The organism is Streptomyces muensis, from assembly GCF_021474425.1.
In the GTDB taxonomy this organism is placed as follows: domain Bacteria; phylum Actinomycetota; class Actinomycetes; order Streptomycetales; family Streptomycetaceae; genus Streptomyces; species Streptomyces muensis.
Map to the genome: position 1 here is coordinate 1 of NZ_JAKEIP010000019.1, position 20,375 is coordinate 20,375.

A 20,375-nucleotide genomic window follows, 5' to 3' on the forward strand; every position below is an offset into this window, starting at 1 on the left:
CCCCCGCGCGCTCGGCCACCGCGATGCCGTTCCTCATACGTCCTGCCACCTCCCGCCCACGAGTCGGATCAACCGTCTTCGACTCTACGGGCGGGGTCTGACAATCGGTCCCGGCGACCGGCCCGGGCCGAAGACCTCACGGGGTTCACGGGGCGGTCAGGGGACCGTGCGCGAGACGACGTACACGAACGGATTGTCCGGGTCGGACATGTTCACGACGACGTCCTGGGTGGGCGCCGGGTTCTTCTGCTTGTGGACGAAGCCGTACCAGGGGCCGGGTCCCGAGAAGTCCCAGCCGGTGATCTTCTGGTCGCGGGCGCCGATGGTGATGGCGTCCGGCTTCAGGTCGTCCCGGGTGACCCCGATGGTCCGCAGGAACCAGTCCATGTTCTTGTCGGCCGTCTGGAACTGGACGTAGAGACGGCTGGTCTTCCAGTTGTTCGTCTCGTAGTAGGCGACCTTGTACGACGGGTCCGGCACCGGGATCTGGTACAGGCGGCGCTGGACCCGCGAGGGCCAGCCCTCGGTGAGGCCGGTCGCCGAGTACTTCTCCTCCTTGTCCTTGCCGCTGTCGCGGCTCTGGTTGGCGGAGATCACCAGGTAGCCGGCCGGGACGCCGATGAGCAGGACGATGATGAGCAGGGTGAGCGCCCTGCGGCGGATCATGTGACTGCGGTCCTCGGGCGGCCGCTGCGGCTCGTCCGGGGAGTCGGCCTGACGGGGTACGGACACGGTCACGCCGACCCCTGCGACGAGGACCTGCGGGCCTCGGCGAACCGCGCGTAGCGCTCGTACCGTTCGACCCTGCGGCGGTTGGCGCGGCGGAAGCGGCGCGCGACCAGGCGGGCCAGGTCGGCGGCGCCGACCATGCCGGCCTCGGGGCCGAGCTGGGCGCGGGTGATGCGGGCCTCCGGGCGGTAGCCGCGGCCGGTGAGGTGGCGTTTGAAGGCGTCCCGCGCGGGGCCGATCAGCAGGTCGTCGGCGGCCGACACACCGCCGCCGATCACGAAGCAGGACGGGTCCAGGGCGGCCGCGAGGTTGGCGATGCCGACGCCGAGCCACTGGCCGATGTCCTGGAGCAGCTCGATGCACATCGCGTCGCCCTCGCGGGCCAGTTCGGTGATCATCGGGCCGGTGATGTCGCCGATGTTGCCCTTGACGTGCTCGATGATCCCGTAGGCCACCGGCGAGTCGGCGGCGGCCAGCTCGCGTGCCTCCCTGACCAGTGCGTTGCCGGAGCTGTACTGCTCCCAGCAGCCGCGGTTGCCGCACGGGCAGCGGTGGCCGCCGGGCACGACCTGCATATGGCCGAACTCGCCTGCGACGCCGTACTTGCCGCGCTTGACCTGCCCGTCCTCCAGGATCGCGCCGCCGATGCCGGTGCCCAGCGTGATCATGACGAGGTGGTCCTCGCCGCGGCCGGCGCCGAAGCGCCATTCGGCCCAGGCGGCCGAGTTGGCGTCGTTGTCGACCAGCACGGGCACGGCGAGGCGGCCGGCGAGGCGGTCCCTGAGGGGTTCGTTGCGCCAGGACAGGTGGGGCGCGAACAGGACGCGGTTGCGGTCGGCGTCGACCCAGCCGGCCGCGCCGATGCCGACGGCGTGCACGTCGTGCCGGTCGGACAGGTCGAGGACCAGCTCGACGATCGTGTCCTCGACGACCTTCGGGCTCTTGGACTTGTCCGGGGTCTCCGTGCGGAGCCTCTCCAGGATGTTGCCGTCGGCGTCTACGACGCCCGCCATGACCTTCGTGCCGCCGATGTCGATCCCGACGGTCGGCACCCGGGGCGCGGTCAGGTGTGAGCGGCGCTCCCGGGGTCCCACGGTGCGGAGCACGGGGGCTCGCCGGGAGCCGATGGGGGCGGTGAAGTCGCGGTAGGTGCTCATCAGGCCCGATTCTGCCGCACGCTCACGGTGGGTGCCGAACGGGGGAGCAACGGGGTGGTCCACGCCCAGTGCCGGCTCCGGGTCGTCGGGGGCTTGTCGCGCCCGCGTGGCGGAGCCGCAGATCGATACGGCCCTGCGCCCCTCACCGGGCGTCGCGGTCCAGCGGCGTCGCATTGTCCTGACATTGCTACGTACCGCGCGGTCCGTCTACGACCTGACCAACAGCTGGAACTCGAAGGAGTAGCGGCTCGGACGGTACATGTGCGTGCCGTACTCCACCGCCCGGCCGGTGTCGTCGAACGTCACCCTCTGCATCGTGAGCAGGGGCGCGCCCTCCTCCTCGGCGAGGCGTTCGGCCTCCGTCGCGGTGGCGGCGCGGGCGCCGATGGTCTGCCGGGCGCTGTGCAGGGTGATCCCGGCGGCGCGCATCAGCCGGTAGAGGCCGGTGGCCTCCAGCTGTGCGGTGTCCAGGTCGAGCAGGGCGGGCGGCAGGAAGTTGCACAGGTATGCCATCGGCTCACCGTGCGCGAGGCGCAGCCGCTCGATCCGGTGCACGTCGCTGTCCTCGGCGACGCCGAGCGCGGCGGCGACCTCGGCGGACGCCGGGACGACGGTGTTGACGATCACCTTGGTGGCCGGGCGCTGGCCGGCCGACTCCAGGTCGTCGTAGAGGCTGCTGAGCTCCAGCGGGCGCTTGACCTGGCTGTGCACGACCTGGGTACCCACGCCGCGGCGGCGCACCAGCAGGCCCTTGTCGACCAGTGACTGGATGGCCTGGCGGACGGTCGGCCGGGACAGGCCGAGGCGTGCGGCGAGTTCGATCTCGTTGCCCAGCAGGCTGCCGGGGGTGAGCGCTCCGTGCTCGATCGCGGCTTCGAGCTGCTGGGACAGCTGGAAGTACAACGGCACCGGACTGCTCCGGTCCACACTGAGCTCGAGTTCCACGGTCGGGTCCACTTCTGGTTTCGGCACGGCCTGACTGTAGCTCTACGCGTTGTTGACGGGAAGTCGTGTAGTTCGATTGTCCGGACATTTGCATTGACAGCGCGCACACTGAACCCGCACTTTGTTTCCATGCGCATCGGGGTCATCGGCACGGGCCGCATCGGCAGGATCCACGCCAACACGCTCAGCCGGCACCGCGACGTCGGCTCGCTGATCCTCACGGACGCGGACGCCGCGCGGGCCCAGGAGCTGGCACACCGGCTGGGGGAGACAGCCGCGCCGGGGGTGGACGAGATCTTCCGGTGGGGCGTGGACGCGGTGGTGATCACGACGGCGACGTCGGCCCACGCCGAACTGATCGGTCGTGCAGCTAGGTCGGGGCTGCCGGTCTTCTGCGAGAAGCCCATCGCGCTCGATCTGCCGGGCACGCTGCAGGCGATCGGGGAGGTGGAGACGGCCGGCACGGTGCTTCAGATGGGTTTCCAGCGCCGCTTCGACGCGGGGTACGTCGGCGCGCGCGAGGCGGTACGGTCCGGCCGGCTCGGGCGGCTGCACACGGTGCGGGCGCTGACCAGCGACCAGTCGCCGCCGTCGGCCGCGTGGCTGCCGCTGTCCGGTGGGCTGTACCGGGACACGCTGATCCACGACTTCGACATGCTGCGCTGGGTCACCGGGCGCGAAGTCGTCGACGTGTACGCCGCCGGATCCGACGCCGGGCCCGCGATGTTCCGTGCGGCGGGCGACGTCGACACGGCCGCGGCGGTGCTCACCCTGGACGACGGCACGCTCGCCACCGCCACGGCGACGCGGCTGAACGGCGCCGGATACGACGTGCGCATGGAGCTGGCCGGGGAGTCGGACCAGATCGTGGTGGGCCTGGACGACCGCACGCCGATCGCCTCCACCGAGCCGACCGGGCCGCCCGCTGCGGACAAGCCGTGGTCCGGGTTCCTGGAGCGTTTCGGACCGGCCTACGAGGCCGAGCTGAACGCCTTCGTGGAGGTGGTACGCGGCGAGCGCGCCAACCCCTGCGACGGCCGCGAGGCCCTACAGGCACTACGGGTCGCGGAGGCATGCGAGGTGTCACGACGAGAACGAAGACCGGTCGCACTCGCAGAACTCTTGGGCGGAACCTCGGCTGCGGCTCTGTGACGGCCGAGCGCTGAACGCCGGCTGCGGTCTCTGAGAAGGTCCCGGGCCGCCCCCGTGGTGGCCGGACGCGCCTCGACGGCGGCCCCCTACCAGCGCACCGGCAGGCTCCGCACCCCGCGCATCAGCGGGCCCGGCAGCCACTCGCCCGGTACACCGGCCAGGGCCAGGTGCGGGGCGCGGTCGAGTAGGGAACGTATCGCTGTGCGGGCCTCCAGGCGGGCCAGGGGTGCGCCCAGGCAGTAGTGGATGCCGTGGCCGAAGGCGAGGTGGCCGCGGGTGTCGCGGTGGATGTCGAAGCGGTCCGCGGCCGGGAAGCGGGCCGCGTCACGGTCGGCGGCGGTGAGGCCGACCATCACGGCGTCGCCCTGTGCGATCGGCACCCCGGCGATCTCCAGCGGCTCGGCGGCGAACCGGAACGTCGCGTTCTCCACCGGGCCCTCGTACCGCAGCGCCTCCTCGACAGTGCCGTCGAGGAGGGTCATGTCGGCGCGCAGGGCGGCCAGTTGGTCCGGATGCGTCAGCAGGGCGTGGACGGCGTTGGTGATGAGGTTGACCGTGGTCTCGTGGCCGGCGATGAGCAGGATGAAGGCCATGCCGCGCAGTTCCTGCGGCGAGAGCCGGTCGCCGTCCTCGGCGGTGGTGCGGATCAGGTCGCTGAGCAGGTCGGCGCCCGGCCCGGTGGAGCGCTTGTCCTCGATGAGTTCGGTGAGGTACTCGGCGAGACGCACGAAGGCGTCGTGTTCGCTCTCCGCGCTGGTCGGCGCGACCGCCTCCGTGGACAGCTTGCGGAACTCCGTACGGTCCATCTCGGGCACGCCCAGCAGCTCGCAGATCACGGTGATGGGCAGCGGGTAGGCGAACGCGTCGACGAGGTCGGCCCGGCCGTGCGGCAGCATCGCGTCGAGCAGTTCGTCGGTGATCTGCTGGATCCGCGGCCGGAGTTCCTCGACGCGCCGCATCGTGAACGCGCGCGTGATGAGCCCGCGCAGCCGGGTGTGCTGGGGCGGGTCGGCGACCAGCAGATACTTCCCGATCAGCTGCTCGTCGAGGAAGGTCAACCCGATCTTGCCGCCGTCCTTGGCCAGCCGCAGGTCGGCGAGCGCCGCGCGCGCCTCCTCGTACCCCACGACGAGCCACGTCTCATGGTGCGCGTCCGGCACCGGCAGCCGCACCCGGTGCACCGGCCCGCGCTCACGCAACCGCGCGTACACGGGATGCGGGTCGGCACGGAATCCCTCGCCGAACTCCCCCAGATCGATGGCTTCCACCATGACGCTCCCCCTCCCGGCACCTCCGCTCCCACCACCTCGAGAACGCGCGGGCGCGTCGACTAGTGCCCGTCCTCCTCCAGTTCCTCCAGAAGCCCCGCGTCGTACGCCAACAGGGCGATCTGCACACGGTTGTTGAGGTCGAGCTTGGCCAGGACGCGGGAGACATGGGTCTTCACGGTGGCGACGCTCATGAACAGCTCCGCGGCGATCTCGGCGTTGGCCAGCCCCCGGCCCACCGCGACGGCGACCTCGCGCTCGCGGTCGTTGAGGGCGGCGAGCCGCTCACGCGCGCGTGCCCGGCGGGTGTCGGCGGCGGCGCCGGCCGCGTGGTCCATCAACTGGCGGGTCACGGTGGGCGACAGCACCGGGTCTCCGGCCGCGACCCGGCGCACCGCGTCGACGATCTCGGCCGGCGGGGTGTCCTTGAGCACGAACCCGGCGGCGCCGGCCCGCAGGGCGCGCAGCACCAGCTCGTCGGCGTGGAACGTGGTCAGCAGCACGACCTGCGGGGCGTCCTTCCTGCCGCGCAGCCGCTCCGTGGCGGTCAGCCCGTCGACCGAGGGCATCCGGATGTCCATCAGGACCACGTCCGGTCGGGTGCGGTCGACCAGCGTCTCGACCTCGTCCCCGTCGGCCGCCTCGCCGACGATCTCGATGTCGTCGGCGCCGCCCAGCATGAAGGACAGCCCGGCCCTGACCAACGGGTCGTCGTCGACGAGGAGGAGTCTGATCGCAGTCATGTGGCTTACGTAATCACGGTTGTACGGGGTGACGGAGCCGGACGGCTCGCGGTCCCCGTCCGGAACGCGGCGCGGCGCGCAACAGCGAGCGCCGGAGCGCCCGTTGAGCGCCCCGCTCCCGAGGCGACGGCGCCCGCTCCCGAGGTGACGGCGGTCACCCCCACGGCAGCCACGCCCGCACCTCGAACCCCCCGTCCGCCCCGGGCCCGTGCTCCAGCCGCCCGCCCGTCAGCGTCGCCCGTTCCGTCAGCCCGATCAGCCCCTGTCCGGAGCCGGGAACATGCGGGACCTCGCCCTCGGGCGCGGGATTGCGCACCGCCACGGACAGGCCCTCGCCCGGTGCGCCGGTCACCGTGACCGTGACCTCCGTGCCGGGCGCGTGCTTGCGGGCGTTGGTCAGGCCCTCCTGGGCGATGCGGTAGGCGGTGCGGCCGACGGAGGCGGGGACGGCGGCGGGGTCGGTGACGTGCTGGTCGAGGGCGACCTTCATACCGGCCTCGCGGGACTCGGTGACCAGCGTCTCCAGCGCCGCGAGGGTCGGCTGGGGGCGGCCGGTGTCGTCGGGATCGCCCGCCCGCAGCACGCCGATGATCTCCCGTAGGTCCTGGAGGGCCTCGTGGGCGCTCTCCCGGATGACGCCGGCCGCCCGCACGATCTCCTCGCGGGGCGCGTCGGGCCGGAACTCCAGCGCGCCCGCGTGCACGCTGAGCAGCGTCAGCCGGTGCGCGAGGACGTCGTGCATCTCCCGGGCGATGGCCTCACGGGCGAGCCGCTGCGCCTGTTCGGCCCGCAGCTGCGCCTCTGTCTCGGCCCGCCGGGCTCGGTCGCGCAGGCTGAGCAGAAGCTGCCGTTTGGACCGGGCGAGCATGCCCCAGCCGACGACCGCGACGGTCAGCAGCGAGGCCAGGGCGACGATCCAGCCGTAGGACAGATCGGGGTCGGGGCGGAACCAGTAGAACACCCCGGTCACGGCGGCGTACGCCCCGGCCACCCAGGCCACATACCTGAAGGGCCGGTGCACGGCGAGCGTGAACAGGGCGATCAGGCTGGCGCCGCCCGCCGCGGCCGACACGAGGGTGACCGGCACCATCGCGACGGCGAGCCCGAACGGCCAGCGGCGGCGCAGCCAGACGGCGGCGCAGGAGAGCGCGCCGACGAGCTGGTCGAAGGCGGCGTAGCCGGCCGGGAGATCCTCTTTCCTTATCGTGTCCGCGGCCAGCAGCCCGATGAACACGGCCAGCAGGAAGCAGGAGAAGTCCACCACCCAGTCGCGGGCGGTGCGCCGCACTCGCCCCGAGCGCGCGACCTCGGAGTCGAACTCCTTGATCAGGGCAGAGGGCAGCAGCCAGCGCCGCCCCGCGAACGCCTGCGGTACGGGTTCCGGCTTGTCACCACTCACGATCGACAAATCTACGCAGTGGCCGGCCCTCCGCGCGCCTCCTCCGGCCCGATCACCGACCAAAGTCGTGCCATCGCCGACTTTCGACGCGGCGGGCCACCCGGAACCGGAACTTCCGTCGGCCATGGCTCGCCCCTCGGCCGATTGGCGTGGGGGATCCGCGGGGCGAGAGTCATGGCATGAAGCACTTGCTGGAGTTCCTCGGAGTCATCGCCCTGCTGCAGGGCGTAGCGGGTCTGCTGACCGAGTTCACCGACTGGGACTGGGGTCTCGTCCAGCGGATCGGCTTCCTCGACGGCTACGGGATCTACGCGAGCATCGCCCTGCTCGTACTGGCCGTCGCGCTGTTCGCGGCCGCCGAGAGCCGGAAGTCCGGCTGAACGCGGACCGCACCTCCACCAGGTGTGAGGGCAACATGGTGACGCTGGGTCGCAAGTTAACTCCGCGAAAACTCATCGGACTTGCCGGGAAATTCTGCATCGTTGTCATTGACATGCCACTGTCTACGCGCGTCATCATGAACCCATGAGATTCCCCCCACGAATCAGCCGCATCGGCGCCGCAGCCGCCGTCCTCTCCGCCCTCCTCGTCGGAGGCACCGTCACCGCGACCCCGGCGGCCGCCGCGGTCGGCAGCATCTGCTACGGCGACCTGCCCTCCCAGGCCCATGACACGCTGGAGCTGATCGAGCAGGGCGGCCCCTACCCCTACCCGCAGGACGGCACCGTCTTCCAGAACCGGGAAGGCATCCTGCCCAGTCAGTCCTCTGGCTACTATCACGAGTACACCGTGATCACGCCCGGCTCCCCCACCCGCGGCGCGCGCCGCATCGTCACCGGCGAGGAGCGCCAGGAGGACTACTACACGGCGGACCACTACGCCTCCTTCGACCTGATCAACTACGGCTGCTGAGCCGAGGTCGAACAGGCCGCCTCCTCCCTCCCCCCCCCACATCGAGGCGTCGAGGCACAGCGAGACAAGCCGGAGGCCCGGTCCGCGTTCAGTCGGGCTTCCGGCTCCCTGTATGACCCAACTGCGGCGGTGACGACGCCAAGCCGTGATCAGCGCCTTCAAGGCAGCCTCAGCCCCCCAGCTCCTCCAGGCGTTCGAGGTCGTCAGCGACCGACTCCCGCTCCTGGTCGGTGAGGTGGACTGCGGCGGCCTGGGCGAGCGCGGACCTCGCGGTCTCTTCGTCATCGAGGCGCCCGGCGACGTCCGCACGCAGCACGAGAAGGCGAAGCAACTGCACGGGCGTGGGCCGCTCGTCCTCGATGCGCAGCACCCGATCGATGACCTTCGCGGCGCCCGCGGGGTCGTCCTTCGAGTCCGCGAGCAGGGATGCGTGATGAAGCGCTCGGGAAAAGGTTTCCCCGGGTGCGGGGCGGTGGTGCTGGTCCTGGCTCGTCCGCTGCCCGATGCGTAGGCAGTTGCCGCCCGGATCGGTGACAAGGAACTGTCGCATGCCGTACGACATGTCCCTCAGCGGCCCGATGCGCGGCAGCCCACGGGTCGGGATTCTCCCGTACGCCGCCTTGAGCCTGCCCCGGAAGGCCTCGTGCAGCCCGTCGACGTCATCGGTGTGGATGTAGCACGTGCTGTATGACTCGGCCGGCTCGTACTGCTTCATTCCGAAGAAGTGGAGCTGAATACCGCCGCGCTCCACGACTGCGTACGGGTTGGGGCTCTTCTGTTGGAAGGTCACCTTGAACCCGAGGGCGGCGTAGAAGTCGAGAACAGGCTGGATGGTCCGGCAGGGCAGGATCGGGATGGTCTTCTCTTCCATGCCGACAGTCTAGTCAAATTTGAATAGCAGCGCCCGGGTTGTTGAGCGATAAGGGCATGAGGCACGTCGAGTGCGGCGGGATGGGTGTGTGTGGCCCCGTTCCCGACGCGCGGGATCGGGGCCGTGCAAGGCGGCGGGTGTCAGAGGGCTGCCGCCGCGCTGTGCAGGTTCTTCGCGGCGAGGGCGAGGCCTTCCGTCCGGGAGTAGGCCGCGTCCTCGTGCTCGATGTTCACGGCCATGTCCGGGGCGACCTCGGCGAGGGCGCGCAGGAACTCCGTCCAGAAGGGGACGTCGTTGCCGAGGCCGACGGCGACGAACTTCCACGCCGGGTTCCCGGGCCAGGCGTTGCACCAGAAGCCGTAGCCGGTGGGGACCTTGCCGTCGGCGTCGGCCGGCACACGGGTGAAGGACGTGTCCAGGACGCCCCGGATGTCGGCGCCGGGGCACAGCGTCGCGTCCTTCGCGGCGGCGTGGAACACCAGCGGGCCCAGCCACTTGATGGAGGCGACGACGTCCATGCCCTGCCACATCAGATGGGACGGGTCCATCTCGGCGCCGACGTTCGTCAGACCGCCCTCGTCGACCAGCCGCTTCAAGGTCACCGGTGAGAAGACGACGTTGTGCGGGTGCATCTCGATGGCGACCCGGACGTCGTTCTCCCGGGCGAGGGCGTCGATCTCCTTCCAGAACTCGACGGCCACGCCCCACTGGTAGTCCAGGACGTCCATGTAGACGCCGTCCCAGGGGTTGACGACCCAGGAGGGGTACCTGGCGTCCGGGTCGGAGCCGGGCGTGCCGGACATGGTGACGACGTGCTTGACGCCGAGCAGGCCGGCGAGGCGGATGGTGCGGCGCAGGTCGTCGGCGTGCTTGGGGCCGATCCCGGGGAGGGGGTTGAGCGGGTTGCCGTTGCAGTTCAGGCCGGTCAGTTCCATGCCGCGGTCGGCGAAGACCGCCAGGTACTCCGCGCGTGCCTTTGCCGAGGACAGCAGCAGGTCGACCGGGCCGCGCGGGTGGGGCTGTCCACGGCGTCGGTGTCCCTGGTGCTGCGCGGGGTGCCCGGTCCCAGCGAGCGGACCCGTCGGCGCGTCCTGAAGGCAGCCGCCGACCTCGGCTACCAGGTGGACCGCACCGCCAGCACCCTCGCCAGCAGGCGCAGCCGACTGCTCGGCGTCATGGTCGACATCCACAGCCCCTTCCACGCCGAACTCGTCGAGCACCTGCACACCGCGGCCGAGGAGGTCGGCTACGACCTCGTCCTGAGCACCCAGACCCGCACCCGCGACGAACACACCGCCGTCGAGACACTCCTGGCCTTCCGCAGCGAGGCCCTGATCCTGCTCGGCCCGACCTCGGCCGCCGAAGCGCTCGCCGCCTTCGACAACAAGGCGCCCGTCATCGCCGTCGGCCGCCGTGTCACCGACGCCGCCCTGGACGTCGTACGCAGCGCGGACGAAGACGGTGTGGGACAGATCGTCGACCACCTGGTGGCCTTCGGCCACCGCGCGATCACGTACGTCGACGGCGGCAAGGGCGTCATCGCCACCGACCGGCGCCGGGGCTACCGCACCGCCATGCGCCGCCATGGCCTGGACGGGCACATCCGCATCCTGCACGGCGACACCACGGAAGCGGCCGGCGAACGCGCCGCACGCCAGCTCCTGGACGGCGGCGACCTGCCCACCGCCGTCCTCGCCTACAACGACCAGAGCGCCATCGGCGTCCTGACCGCCCTCGCCCGCGCCGGCATCGCCGTCCCGGGCGAGGTCTCCGTGGCCGGCTACGACGACGACACCCTCTCCCGGCTCAGCTGCTTCAACCTGACCACCGTCAGCCAGGGGGCCCGGGAGCAGGCCCGGCACGCGGTCGCCGCCGCCGTCGAGCGCCTCGACCAGGGCCGGACCGAGCCCCGCGAAGTCGTCCTGCCCCCACATCTCGTCCCCCGCGGCACGACAGCCGAGCTCGCCTGACCCGGGGTTCACCGCTCACAGAGTTCTGAGGGGACAGGCCAAGTGCCCTGCGGGGCGGGGCATTCCGCCCAGGTTCGCTCGCCCCCGGCCTATGAAGTGCGTCACGTCAGCTAGGTGTCAGGGCACTGGCCGGGAGTTGTCAGCCGGCTCCGCTTCGCTACTCGTGGTCGAGCCACTCGATCGCCGTATCTCCGGATTCCGGGCCGCCCTTCCGGCCGGATCCCCCCCACCTCACCGAGGAGATGCCATGACCGATGCCCTGTCATGCCCTGTCACGGGTGCGGCCGCGCCGCTGCCGGAGTACCCGCTGCCCCGGGCGGCGGAGTGCCCGCTGGCTCCCGCCCCGACCACGCAGGCGTTGCGGGCCGAGAAACCGATCACAAAGGTACGGATCTGGAACGGCACCACCCCCTGGCTCATCACCCGGCACGCCGACCAGCGGGCCCTGCTGCCCGACCCCCGCGTCAGCGACGACGACCTCGACCCCGGCTTCCCCTACGTGAACGCACACCGCGCGGAGATCGCGCCGGTGACCCCGCGCCTGATCACGAACACGGACGCGCCGGAGCACACACGGCTGCGGCGGACGGTCAACGGGCCGTTCGTGGTAAAGCGGATCGAGAAGATGCGGGCGCCGATCCAGAAGATCGTCGACGAGCTCATCGACGCCATGCTGGCCGGCCCGAACCCCACCGACCTGCTCAAGGCGTTCGCGTTCCCGCTGCCGTCGCTGGTGATCGCCGAGCTGCTCGGGGTGCCGTACGAGGACCACGACTTCTTCCAGCACAACAGCGGCGTGGTACTGGACGGCGCGGTGGCGCCTGAGGTGGCCCGGAAGGCCAGCGGCGACCTGGCCGCGTATCTGGACAACCTGCTCACCAAGAAGGCGACCGAGCCCGGCGAGGACGTGCTCACGGAGATGGCCGGCCGGGTGCAGGCCGGCGAGATGTCCCACACCGAGGCCGTCCACATGGGCGTGGCGATGCTGATCGCCGGTCACGAGACCACCACGACGATGCTCAGCCTCGGCACCCTCGCCTTCCTCCAGCACCCCGACCAGCTCGCCCTGTTGCGGGCGACCGAGGACCCCAAGGTGATCGCGAACGCGGTCGACGAGGTGCTGCGTTACCTCAGCATCGTCCAGACCGGGGTGCGCCGGGTCGCCAGGGACGACATCGAGATCGGTGACGTCGTCATCCGCAAGGGCGACGGCATGATCTTCGACCTGCACGCGGCCAACTGGGACCCCGAGGTCTTCCCCGAGGCCGAACGCCTCGACATCACCCGCCCGGCCCGCATCCACCAGGCGTTCGGCTACGGCCCCCACCAGTGCCTGGGCCAGAACCTGGCCCGCCTGGAACTCCAGGTCGCCTACGGCACCCTGTACCGCCGCATCCCCACCCTGCGGCTCGCCGCCGACGTCGCGGACCTGGAGTTCGACCACACCGGCACCACCTACGGCGTGCGCGGCCTGCCCGTCGCCTGGTGACCCCTCCCCCACGAAGAACCGAGAAAGACCGAGGTGACACCCATGCGTGTGGAACTGGACCTACCCAAGTGCGTGGCGTCGGGGCAGTGTGTGATGGCCGCCCCCGACGTCTTCGACCAGCGTGACGAGGACGGCGTGGCGATCCTGCTCCAGGAACAGCCCGACGACGAGCTCCTGGACGAGGTGCGTGAGGCCGTGGCGATCTGCCCGGCCGCGGCGATCCGGCTGGTGGAGCAGTGACCCCGATGCGCCGGATCGTGGTCGTCGGCGCCTCGGCCGCCGGGCTCGCGGCCGCCGAGACCCTGCGCCGGGAGGGATACGACGGCACGCTCACCCTCGTCGGCGACGAGCCGCATGCCCCGTACGACCGTCCCCCGCTGTCCAAGCAGATCCTCGCCGGGGAGTGGAGCACCGAGCAGCTGCCCCTGCGCCCGTACGCGGACCTCGACGCCCTGGACCTCGACCTGCGGCTGGGACTCGCGGCGACCGGGCTGGACGTGACGGACCGTACGGTGCGTCTGGCCGACGGCTCGGCCGTGCCGTACGACGGACTGATCGTGGCCACCGGGGTACGGCCGCGCCGGCTGCCCGGGGAGGGCGCGCACGTGTTGCGCACCATGGACGACGCCCTCGCCCTGCGCGAGAAGCTGACGCCGGGCAGCCGACTGGTCGTGGTGGGCGCCGGATTCCTCGGAGCCGAGGCCGCCGCCGTGGCCTGGCGCCTGGGCTGCGAGGTGACCCTGCTCGAACCCGCCCCCGTCCCGCTGGCCCACGCGGTCGGCACCGAGGTCGGCCGGGTGCTGTCCCGGGCCCATCGCGACAACGGGGTGAAACTGCGCACCGGGGTCACCGTGACCGAGGTGACTCACGGCGGGGTGCGGCTCGCGGACGGCGAGGTGGTCGAGGCCGACGAGGTCCTGGTCGCTGTCGGTTCGCTGCCCAACACCGAGTGGCTGGCGGACAGCGGTCTCGCGGTGGGCGACGGGGTGGTCTGCGACCAGTACTGCGAGGCCGCCCAGGGCGTGTACGCGGCCGGGGATGTCGCCCGCTGGCACAACCCGCTGTTCGGGGTGGCGATGCGGATCGAGCACCGCACCAACGCCGCCGAGCAGGGCATGGCCGCGGCCCGCAACCTGCTCACCGCGCGGGAGGACCGCAGGCCGTTCGCGCCGGTGCCGTACTTCTGGTCGGACCAGTACGACATGAAGATCCAGGCGTACGGCCATCTGCGCGGCCACGACGAAGTCGTCCTCGTGGACGGCGACTTGGCCGAGCGCCGGTTCGTCGCCGCCTACCGCACCGGCGAGAAGCTGGTCGGCGTCCTCTCGGTCGGCATGCCGCCCAAGGTCGTCCGCGGCTGGCGGCAGGCCATCGCGGCCGGTACGGCCTGGGACGAGGCCGTACCGGCCGGGAGACCGTCCGCCGGCACGACCAAGGTGGCCTGACCCGATGACCGTCGTCCGGCACGGACTCGGCGGCTTCCGTGAGCCGCTGCCGGACGCCATCCGACAGTGCGGACAACCAGGAGGGATGTTCATGTGGAACCACACGGACGACGCGCGTGACGTGGTCGTCGTCACCGGAGCAGGCGGCATGGGAACGGCGGTCGCGCGGCGACTGGGCAGCGGGCGGACACTCGTCCTCGCCGACGCCTCCCGCGAGCAACTCGACCGGGTCGTCGACGCGTTGCGCGCCGAGGGCTACGACGCGCGGGGCGTGCTGACCGACGTCTCCGACCGCGCGTCGGTCGAGAAGCTCGCCCGCACCGCGGCGGACGCCGGACGGCTCACCGCCGTCGTGCACACCGCGGGCGTCTCCGCCGCGACCGCGTCGGTGCGCACGATCCTCGACGTCGACCTGCTCGGCACGGTGTACGTCATCGAGGCGTTCGAGAAGGTCGCCGTCCGCGGCACGTCACTGGTCTGCGTCGCCAGCATGGCCGGACACATGGCCTCGATCAGCGCCAAGGACGAGAGCGACCTCGCGACGGCTCCCGCGGCGGAACTGCTCGCTCTGGACCCGGTCACGGCCCTCGGCGACGACGCGGTCGCCGCGTACATCCTGGCCAAGCGCGCCAACCTGGTGCGGGTGCAGGCCGCCGCGCTCGCCTGGAGCCGGCGCGGGGCCCGCGTCAACTCCATCAGCCCGGGCGTCATCGCCACCGCCATGGCGAAGGCGGAGGCCGACGGGGAATCCGGGGAGCACATGCTCAAGATGATCGACGCCTGCGGCGCGGGCCGCCCCGGCACCCCCGGCGAGATCGCCGACGCCGTGGCGTTCCTCACCGGCCCGCAGGCGCAGTACATCACCGGCACCGACCTGCTCGTCGACGGCGGACAGGCGGCGTGGCTCCACCGGCACATGCGGCACGGGTGAGCACGGCGCGGAGATCGGTACGCCGCGCCGCGTGCGCCACGGCCCACCTCTTTCTCGCCGCGGTGCTGGCGTTCGGCATGTGGATCTTCATCACCGTCCTGCTGATCACCTCGATCGGCACGGTGGCGGTCGTCGGTGCCCGGCTGCTGCCCGAGACGGTGCTGCTGATCCGGCGGAACCTCACCGCCGCGTGGACCGGTGTGAAGATCCCCGTCTGCGCTGGATGGTCGCCCACTGGTTCTACGGCGTGCTGCTCGCCCTCTCGCTGCCGCTGTGGCCGGTGGGGCTGGTCGTCGACGGCGTGTGGTGCGGGTTGCTGCGCCGCGAGGCGGTCGTTCTGCCGCTGATCGTGCGGCCGGCGGACCTGGAGGCCGACTGGTCGACCGCCCTGCTCAAGCCGTCCCCGCAGGCGCGGCTGGCCGCCCGCGTCGAGGAGCTGGCAGCGCCCCGGGCCGACGCCATCGCCGCGCACGAGGCCGAACTGCGCCGTATCGAAAGGGATGCATGACGGCGCCCAGGCGCACCTGGTGGCGCTGTCCATGCGGATCGGACTCGCCAGGCGCGCCTACGGCCGTGATCACGAGACCGCCCTCGGGCTGCTGGACGAAGCCCAAGGGCAGGCCGAGAAGGCACTGACCGAGTTGCGGCAGGTGGTGCGCGGCATCCACCCGCCGATCCTGAGCGACCGCGGCCTCGTCGGTGCGGTGCGGGCGCTGGCGGCGGTGGAGGCGGCCGCGTACTTCGTGGTGGCCGAATCGCTGACCAACGTCGCCAAGTACAGCGGGGTTTCCCACGCCGAGGTCCAGCTCGTCCGGGCCCGGCGCGGCCTGCGCGTGCGGGTCGCCGCGGGCGGTACCGCGCTGGACCCCGAGGTCGTCTCCGAGCTCCTGACCCGCCGCAAGGGCTCGCCCCTCGACTCGCTCACTCCCCGCGAGGGCGAGGTGCTGAAGCTGATGGCCGAGGGGCACGACAACGCGTACGCCACGTCAGGCGTCCTCGGGGAGCGCGAAGGAGCCGTATGCGGGGCGGCCCGCGAGGTCGTAGGAGTTGATGGTGACACCGGTGCTGGTGACGCTGCCTCCCGAGTGCTTGAACGCGGTGGGTACGGCGCCCTCCGTGAACAGGCGGTGGCCGGTGCCGAGCACGACCGGGAAGGTCAGCAGATGGAGGGTGTCGACCAGGCCGAGGGCCAGCAGCGACCTGACGAGGGCGCCGCTGCCGTGGACCTGGAGCTCGCCGTCGGTGCGCTCCTTGAGCGCGGTGACCTCCTTGGCGAGATCGCCGCCGAGCACGGTGGTGCCGGCCCACTCGGGGTCGGTGAGGGTGGCGGAGGGGACGTACTTCGGCAAGGCGTTCAGCTTGCCGGCGACCGGGTCGGCGGGGTCGGTCACCTTGGGCCAGTACGCGGCGAAGATGTCGTACGTACGGCGTCCGAGGAGGAAGGCTCCCGGGCGTGCGAAGACGTCGTTGATGAACCGGCCGAAGTCGTCGTCGGCGTACGGAAAGCTCCAGCCGCCGTGCTCGAAGCGGCCGCGGGTGTCCTCCTCCGGGCCGCCGGGGGCCTGGTAGACGCCGTCGAGCGTGACGAAGAGGGTGGAGACGAGCTTGCCCATGAGAGGTGCCTCTTTCCGGGGTGGGTTCTGCTGTCATCACCTCAGACCCGTCCGGCACCCGCAACTCATCGCCGCGCGGCCTTCCCGTTCCGCCCCGGATCTCGGTGTCCGTTCGCCGCCAGCGTTTCGGCCGGCGCGGCGCTGGGATGGACGTATGACAACGACTCACGCACCCATGACAAGCACGTACGCACCCCTCGTCGGCAAGGTGGCCCTGGTCACCGGCGGCAGCCGCGGTATCGGCGCGGCGACCGCACTGCGGCTCGCGCGGGAGGGCGCGGACGTCGCCGTGACCTATGTGAACGGGAAGGAGGCGGCCGAGGAGGTCGTACGGGCCGTGGAGGCGCTGGGGCGCCGGGCGGTGGCCCTGCGGGCGGACAGCGCGGACGCGGACGAGGCGGCGGGCGCGGTGGAGCGCACCGTGTCGGCGCTGGGCGGCCTGGACGTGCTGGTGAACAACGCGGGCGTCGGCGTGCTGGGCCCGCTGGACGGGCTCGCGCTCACGGATGTGGACCGGGTCCTCGCGGTGAACGTCCGGGGCGTCTTCCTGACCGCCCAGGCGGCGGCCGCCCGTATGCCGGCCGGGGGCAGGATCATCACGGTCGGCAGCTGTATGGCCCAGCGGGTGCCGGGCCCCGGCGGGACGCTCTACGCGACCAGCAAGTCGGCCCTGATCGGTCTGACGAAGGCCCTGGCGCGCGAGCTGGGCCCGCGCGGCATCACGGCGAACATCGTCCACCCCGGTCCCGTCGACACCGACATGAACCCGGCGGACGGGCCGTACGCGGCCGGCCAGGCGGCCATGACCGCGCTGGGCCGGTTCGGCACGGCCGACGAGGTGGCGTCGACGGTCGCGTACCTGGCCGGGGCGGATTACGTCACGGGCGCCGAGTTCGCGGTGGACGGCGGGCACGCGGCGTGAGACGACGTGGGGCGCACCGGTGCTGTCCCGGCCGGTGCGCCCCACGGGTTTCAGCGGGTCCGCGGCTTCGGCGGACCCACGGCTTCAGCGGACCAGGGCGTCAGCCGCCCAGCTCCTGGTGGCGCGCCGCCAGCCCCGCGACGCCCTGCTCGGTCAGCGAGCCGTGCAGCCGCAGCCGGGAGATGCCGCCGTCCGGGAAGATGTCCACGCGCGCGTGGGTGCCCACCGCGGGGGCGTCCAGGACGAAGCGGTGGTTGGTGTCGGGCTGCAGGCGGGTGCGCGGGAGGATCTCGGTCCACTCGCCGTCCTCGCCGTCCTTCACCGAGACCGACGCCCAGCCCGCGCTGTTGCCCTTCAGATACGCGGTGTCGATCTCGATCGCCCGGATCTGGGACTGGGCGACCAGCTGGTAGCGGATCCAGTCGTTGCCCTGGTCGCGGCGGCGGCGCGTCTCCCAGCCGTCGTCCATCTTGCGGGAGCGGCCCGGCTGGATGGTGTTGGTGGCGGGCGAGTAGAAGAGGTTGGAGGCGTCCTCTACCTGGCCGCCGTTCTCCAGGGCGACCACGTCGAACGTGCCGAGCACCGCGAGCCACTGCGGGTCGGGTGCCACCTCGCCGTACACGCGCAGCCGCGCGATGCCGCCGTCGGGGTGCTGGTTGACCCGCAGATGCGTGAAGCGCTGCTCGACGTCGATGGAGAAACCATTCGCCGCATGTCCGCCCACCGCCGTGCGCGGCACGAGCGTCGTCCACTTCACGTCGTCGGCCAGCAGTTCCTCCGGCGACGGCGAGCCCGGCACGGACGTGCCCTCGACGGAGACGGCCTGCGGGTAGTTGCCGCGGAAGTGGGCCGTGTCGACGACGATCCCGCGGATCACACCGGGCGCGCCCAGCCGCACCAGCGCCCAGTCGTGGTCCTCGGCCGTCGGCCAGGGGTGCCCGGCGGAGGCGCCGCGCCGCCGGCGGGTCTCCCAGCCGTCCATGATCTTGCCCTTGTGCCCGAAGTGCTCGGGGTCGAACTCGGCCCGCTCGGGCACCAGCAGGTTCTCGCGCTGGGCGAAGAACTCGTCGTTGGCGGCGATGACTCCGGCGCCGAGGTTGCGGTCGGCGAGGTTGGCGTACTGGGTGAAGGGGAAGTCGGCGGTGCGGTAGTCCGCGTACGGGTCGCCGCCTCCGTAGGGGTTCGCGTCGCCGGTGAAGGTGGGTATCGCCGTCACGGTGGTGGTTCTGCCTTTCTGGAGTCGGCCGGTGCGGGTGCGGGGGGTCAGTGGGTGGCGCGGGTGAGCAGCCGTCCCTTCGGGTCGGTGAACTCGCCGTCGGCGACGATGCGTTCGCCGCGCAGCCAGGTGGACTTCACGACGCCGTACAGGGTCTTGCCCGCGTACGCCGTCACACGGTTGCGGTGCTGGAGGGCGGCCGGGTCCACGGTGAAGCTCTCGTCGGGCGCGAGGACCGCGAAGTCGGCGTCACGGCCGGCCTCGATGGCGCCCTTCTGGTCCAGTCCGACGAGCTGCGCCGTCCGGGCGGACATCCAGCGGACCACGTCCTCCAGACCGTGCCCGCGCCTGCGGGCCTCGGTCCATACGGCGGCCAGGCTCAGCTGGAGTCCGGAGATGCCGCCCCAGGCGGTGGCGAAGTCGTCGGTCTTGAGGTCTGCCGTGGAGGGCGAGTGGTCGGTCACCACACAGTCGATGGTGCCGTCGGCCAGCGCCTGCCACAGCAGGTCCTGGTTGGCGGACTCGCGGATCGGCGGGCAGCACTTGAACTCGCTGGCGCCGTCCGGGACTTCCTCGGCGGTGAGGGTGAGGTAGTGCGGGCAGGTCTCGACGGTGATCCGTACGCCGTCCCGCTTGGCCTCGGCGATCAGCGGCAGCGCGTCGGACGAGGACAGGTGAAGGACGTGCACGCGCGCGTGGAGGCGCTTCGCCTGGGCGATCAGCTGGGCGATGGCCGTGTCCTCGGCGTCGCGCGGGCGTGAGGCGAGGAAGTCGGCGTACCTGGGGCCGCCCTGCTGCGGGGCGGCGTCGAGGTGGTGCGGGTCCTCGGCGTGCACGATCAGCAGTCCGCCGAAGGAGGCGATCTCCGCCAGGGACTGGGCGAGCCGGTCCTGGTCGAGGTGGGGGAACTCGTCCACGCCGGACGGCGACAGGAAGGCCTTGAAGCCGAAGACGCCGGACTCGTGCAGCGGGCGCAGGTCCTTGACGTTGTCGGGCAGGGCGCCGCCCCAGAAGCCGACGTCGATGTGCGCCTTGTCGGCAGCCACGTCCTGCTTGGTGCGCAGGTGGTCGACGGTGGTGGTGGGCGGCAGCGAGTTGAGCGGCATGTCGACGAGGGTGGTGATGCCGCCGGCGGCCGCCGCGCGCGTGGCGGTCCAGAAGCCCTCCCACTCGGTGCGGCCGGGGTCGTTGACGTGCACGTGCGTGTCGACCAGGCCGGGCAGCAGGACGTCGTCACCGAGGTCCTCCAGCCGGGCGCCGGCCGGTGTCTCGGCGTCGTGCTCTCGTACGGCCGTGATCTTGCCGGCGGCGACCAGGACCGTGGCGGCCCGCGTCCCCTCCGGGGTGATGACTCGCGTCGAGCGCAGCACCAGTTCAGCGTCGGACACCCGGGCCCCTCTCTGCCGCCATTGTCTTCCGCGTGACGGAATTCAACTTTCTGTTGAAGGAGTCTTCACTCCCGTTCCCGCGCCGTCAAGGGCACACTTCTCCACAGTGCACCCACCTCATACTCTCTGTACGTTTCCACAAAGTGGAATTATAATTTCGGCAAGCAGAACGTAGCTATGCACAAGCGGGGAGTCAACCGACTGGCGGGTAGGCTTCTGCCCTTC

At 71.5% G+C, this 20,375-nt stretch carries 20 protein-coding genes and 1 pseudogene; 10 read left to right on the forward strand and 11 right to left on the reverse strand.

The window, feature by feature from the left end; genetic code table 11:
* Positions 1–156 precede the first annotated feature (156 nt).
* From L0P92_RS07825 to L0P92_RS07835, 3 genes are all read right to left on the reverse strand, one after another.
* Complete coding sequence (locus L0P92_RS07825) at positions 157–738, reverse strand: sugar kinase (protein ID WP_234761767.1); 582 nt, start codon at positions 736–738, stop codon at positions 157–159.
* Entirely contained in the window at positions 735–1,886 is a 1,152-nt protein-coding gene (locus L0P92_RS07830) for an ROK family glucokinase (protein WP_234761826.1), read from the reverse strand. The genes L0P92_RS07825 and L0P92_RS07830 overlap by 4 nt, the downstream gene beginning before the upstream one ends.
* A gap of 207 nt (positions 1,887–2,093) precedes the next feature.
* Positions 2,094–2,831 (reverse strand): GntR family transcriptional regulator, encoded by a 738-nt coding sequence (locus L0P92_RS07835; protein WP_308289658.1) that lies wholly within the window; start codon positions 2,829–2,831, stop codon positions 2,094–2,096.
* A gap of 129 nt (positions 2,832–2,960) precedes the next feature.
* Between L0P92_RS07835 and L0P92_RS07845 the strand changes: the two genes are divergently transcribed.
* Positions 2,961–3,983 (forward strand): Gfo/Idh/MocA family protein, encoded by a 1,023-nt coding sequence (locus L0P92_RS07845; RefSeq protein ID WP_234761768.1) that lies wholly within the window; start codon positions 2,961–2,963, stop codon positions 3,981–3,983.
* Between the two features lie 86 nt (positions 3,984–4,069).
* Here L0P92_RS07845 and L0P92_RS07850 read toward each other — a convergent pair whose 3' ends face one another.
* The 3 genes from L0P92_RS07850 to L0P92_RS07860 all read right to left on the reverse strand — a co-directional run bounded on the left by L0P92_RS07850 (position 4,070) and on the right by L0P92_RS07860 (position 7,393).
* Positions 4,070–5,254: a cytochrome P450 family protein gene (locus L0P92_RS07850; RefSeq protein WP_234761769.1), complete on the reverse strand. Its 1,185-nt coding sequence runs from the start codon at positions 5,252–5,254 to the stop codon at positions 4,070–4,072.
* A gap of 59 nt (positions 5,255–5,313) precedes the next feature.
* On the reverse strand, positions 5,314–5,994 hold the full coding sequence (locus tag L0P92_RS07855) for a response regulator transcription factor (RefSeq protein ID WP_234761770.1): 681 nt from the start codon (positions 5,992–5,994) through the stop codon (positions 5,314–5,316).
* A gap of 154 nt (positions 5,995–6,148) precedes the next feature.
* Complete coding sequence (locus L0P92_RS07860; RefSeq protein WP_234761771.1) at positions 6,149–7,393, reverse strand: sensor histidine kinase; 1,245 nt, start codon at positions 7,391–7,393, stop codon at positions 6,149–6,151.
* A 179-nt stretch (positions 7,394–7,572) separates the two neighbouring features.
* On the opposite strand from L0P92_RS07860, the gene L0P92_RS07865 reads away from it, so the two are divergent.
* Together L0P92_RS07865 and L0P92_RS07870 are read left to right on the forward strand one after the other, a co-directional pair.
* Positions 7,573–7,773: a hypothetical protein gene (locus L0P92_RS07865; protein ID WP_234761772.1), complete on the forward strand. Its 201-nt coding sequence runs from the start codon at positions 7,573–7,575 to the stop codon at positions 7,771–7,773.
* 145 nt (positions 7,774–7,918) lie between these two features.
* Positions 7,919–8,305, forward strand: a complete 387-nt coding sequence (locus L0P92_RS07870) for a guanyl-specific ribonuclease (RefSeq protein ID WP_234761773.1) — start codon at positions 7,919–7,921, stop codon at positions 8,303–8,305.
* A 169-nt stretch (positions 8,306–8,474) separates the two neighbouring features.
* Here L0P92_RS07870 and L0P92_RS07875 read toward each other — a convergent pair whose 3' ends face one another.
* Positions 8,475–9,176, reverse strand: a complete 702-nt coding sequence (locus L0P92_RS07875) for a bleomycin resistance protein (RefSeq protein ID WP_234761774.1) — start codon at positions 9,174–9,176, stop codon at positions 8,475–8,477.
* A gap of 140 nt (positions 9,177–9,316) precedes the next feature.
* Positions 9,317–10,297 (reverse strand): sugar phosphate isomerase/epimerase family protein, encoded by a 981-nt coding sequence (locus L0P92_RS07880; protein ID WP_273634012.1) that lies wholly within the window; start codon positions 10,295–10,297, stop codon positions 9,317–9,319.
* Between L0P92_RS07880 and L0P92_RS07885 the strand changes: the two genes are divergently transcribed.
* The 6 genes and pseudogenes from L0P92_RS07885 to L0P92_RS07910 form a co-directional block, all read left to right on the forward strand.
* The gene (locus L0P92_RS07885) at positions 10,190–11,146 is read left to right on the forward strand and encodes a LacI family DNA-binding transcriptional regulator (protein ID WP_234761776.1); all 957 of its coding nucleotides are present in this window, start codon (positions 10,190–10,192) and stop codon (positions 11,144–11,146) included. The genes L0P92_RS07880 and L0P92_RS07885 overlap by 108 nt on opposite strands.
* A gap of 247 nt (positions 11,147–11,393) precedes the next feature.
* Positions 11,394–12,635, forward strand: a complete 1,242-nt coding sequence (locus L0P92_RS07890) for a cytochrome P450 (protein ID WP_234761777.1) — start codon at positions 11,394–11,396, stop codon at positions 12,633–12,635.
* A 42-nt stretch (positions 12,636–12,677) separates the two neighbouring features.
* Complete coding sequence (locus L0P92_RS07895) at positions 12,678–12,875, forward strand: ferredoxin (RefSeq protein WP_234761778.1); 198 nt, start codon at positions 12,678–12,680, stop codon at positions 12,873–12,875.
* 5 nt (positions 12,876–12,880) lie between these two features.
* A complete protein-coding gene (locus tag L0P92_RS07900) occupies positions 12,881–14,080 on the forward strand; it encodes an NAD(P)/FAD-dependent oxidoreductase (RefSeq protein ID WP_234761779.1) in 1,200 nt (399 codons plus the stop codon).
* 91 nt (positions 14,081–14,171) lie between these two features.
* Positions 14,172–15,011, forward strand: a complete 840-nt coding sequence (locus L0P92_RS07905) for an SDR family oxidoreductase (protein ID WP_234761828.1) — start codon at positions 14,172–14,174, stop codon at positions 15,009–15,011.
* Positions 15,008–15,865: pseudogene (locus L0P92_RS07910) on the forward strand (sensor histidine kinase); the annotation flags it as partial. The gene L0P92_RS07905 and the pseudogene L0P92_RS07910, both read left to right, overlap by 4 nt.
* A gap of 132 nt (positions 15,866–15,997) precedes the next feature.
* On the opposite strand, the gene L0P92_RS07915 reads toward L0P92_RS07910, so the two are convergent.
* Positions 15,998–16,624, reverse strand: a complete 627-nt coding sequence (locus tag L0P92_RS07915; RefSeq protein ID WP_234761780.1) for a dihydrofolate reductase family protein — start codon at positions 16,622–16,624, stop codon at positions 15,998–16,000.
* A gap of 175 nt (positions 16,625–16,799) precedes the next feature.
* Between L0P92_RS07915 and L0P92_RS07920 the strand changes: the two genes are divergently transcribed.
* Entirely contained in the window at positions 16,800–17,546 is a 747-nt protein-coding gene (locus L0P92_RS07920; RefSeq protein WP_234761781.1) for an SDR family oxidoreductase, read from the forward strand.
* Positions 17,547–17,646: 100 nt separating this feature from the next.
* Here L0P92_RS07920 and alc read toward each other — a convergent pair whose 3' ends face one another.
* Both alc and allB read right to left on the reverse strand, forming a co-directional pair.
* A complete protein-coding gene (alc, locus tag L0P92_RS07925) occupies positions 17,647–18,762 on the reverse strand; it encodes an allantoicase (RefSeq protein ID WP_234761782.1) in 1,116 nt (371 codons plus the stop codon).
* 47 nt (positions 18,763–18,809) lie between these two features.
* Positions 18,810–20,150, reverse strand: a complete 1,341-nt coding sequence (gene allB / locus L0P92_RS07930) for an allantoinase AllB (RefSeq protein ID WP_234761783.1) — start codon at positions 20,148–20,150, stop codon at positions 18,810–18,812.
* Between the last annotated feature and the right edge of the window lie 225 nt (positions 20,151–20,375).

What these genes read in the sequence shown, in the direction of transcription:
- L0P92_RS07830 (WP_234761826.1), bottom strand. Translation starts at nt 1,886, where the DNA reads ATGAGCACCTACCGCGACTTCACCGCCCCCATCGGCTCCCGGCGAGCC.
- L0P92_RS07845 (WP_234761768.1), top strand. Translation starts at nt 2,961, where the DNA reads ATGCGCATCGGGGTCATCGGCACGGGCCGCATCGGCAGGATCCACGCC.
- L0P92_RS07850 (WP_234761769.1), bottom strand. Translation starts at nt 5,254, where the DNA reads ATGGTGGAAGCCATCGATCTGGGGGAGTTCGGCGAGGGATTCCGTGCC.
- L0P92_RS07855 (WP_234761770.1), bottom strand. Translation starts at nt 5,994, where the DNA reads ATGACTGCGATCAGACTCCTCCTCGTCGACGACGACCCGTTGGTCAGG.
- L0P92_RS07865 (WP_234761772.1), top strand. Translation starts at nt 7,573, where the DNA reads ATGAAGCACTTGCTGGAGTTCCTCGGAGTCATCGCCCTGCTGCAGGGC.
- L0P92_RS07870 (WP_234761773.1), top strand. Translation starts at nt 7,919, where the DNA reads ATGAGATTCCCCCCACGAATCAGCCGCATCGGCGCCGCAGCCGCCGTC.
- L0P92_RS07875 (WP_234761774.1), bottom strand. Translation starts at nt 9,176, where the DNA reads ATGGAAGAGAAGACCATCCCGATCCTGCCCTGCCGGACCATCCAGCCT.
- L0P92_RS07890 (WP_234761777.1), top strand. Translation starts at nt 11,394, where the DNA reads ATGACCGATGCCCTGTCATGCCCTGTCACGGGTGCGGCCGCGCCGCTG.
- L0P92_RS07895 (WP_234761778.1), top strand. Translation starts at nt 12,678, where the DNA reads ATGCGTGTGGAACTGGACCTACCCAAGTGCGTGGCGTCGGGGCAGTGT.
- L0P92_RS07900 (WP_234761779.1), top strand. Translation starts at nt 12,881, where the DNA reads ATGCGCCGGATCGTGGTCGTCGGCGCCTCGGCCGCCGGGCTCGCGGCC.
- L0P92_RS07905 (WP_234761828.1), top strand. Translation starts at nt 14,172, where the DNA reads ATGTGGAACCACACGGACGACGCGCGTGACGTGGTCGTCGTCACCGGA.
- L0P92_RS07915 (WP_234761780.1), bottom strand. Translation starts at nt 16,624, where the DNA reads ATGGGCAAGCTCGTCTCCACCCTCTTCGTCACGCTCGACGGCGTCTAC.
- L0P92_RS07920 (WP_234761781.1), top strand. Translation starts at nt 16,800, where the DNA reads ATGACAAGCACGTACGCACCCCTCGTCGGCAAGGTGGCCCTGGTCACC.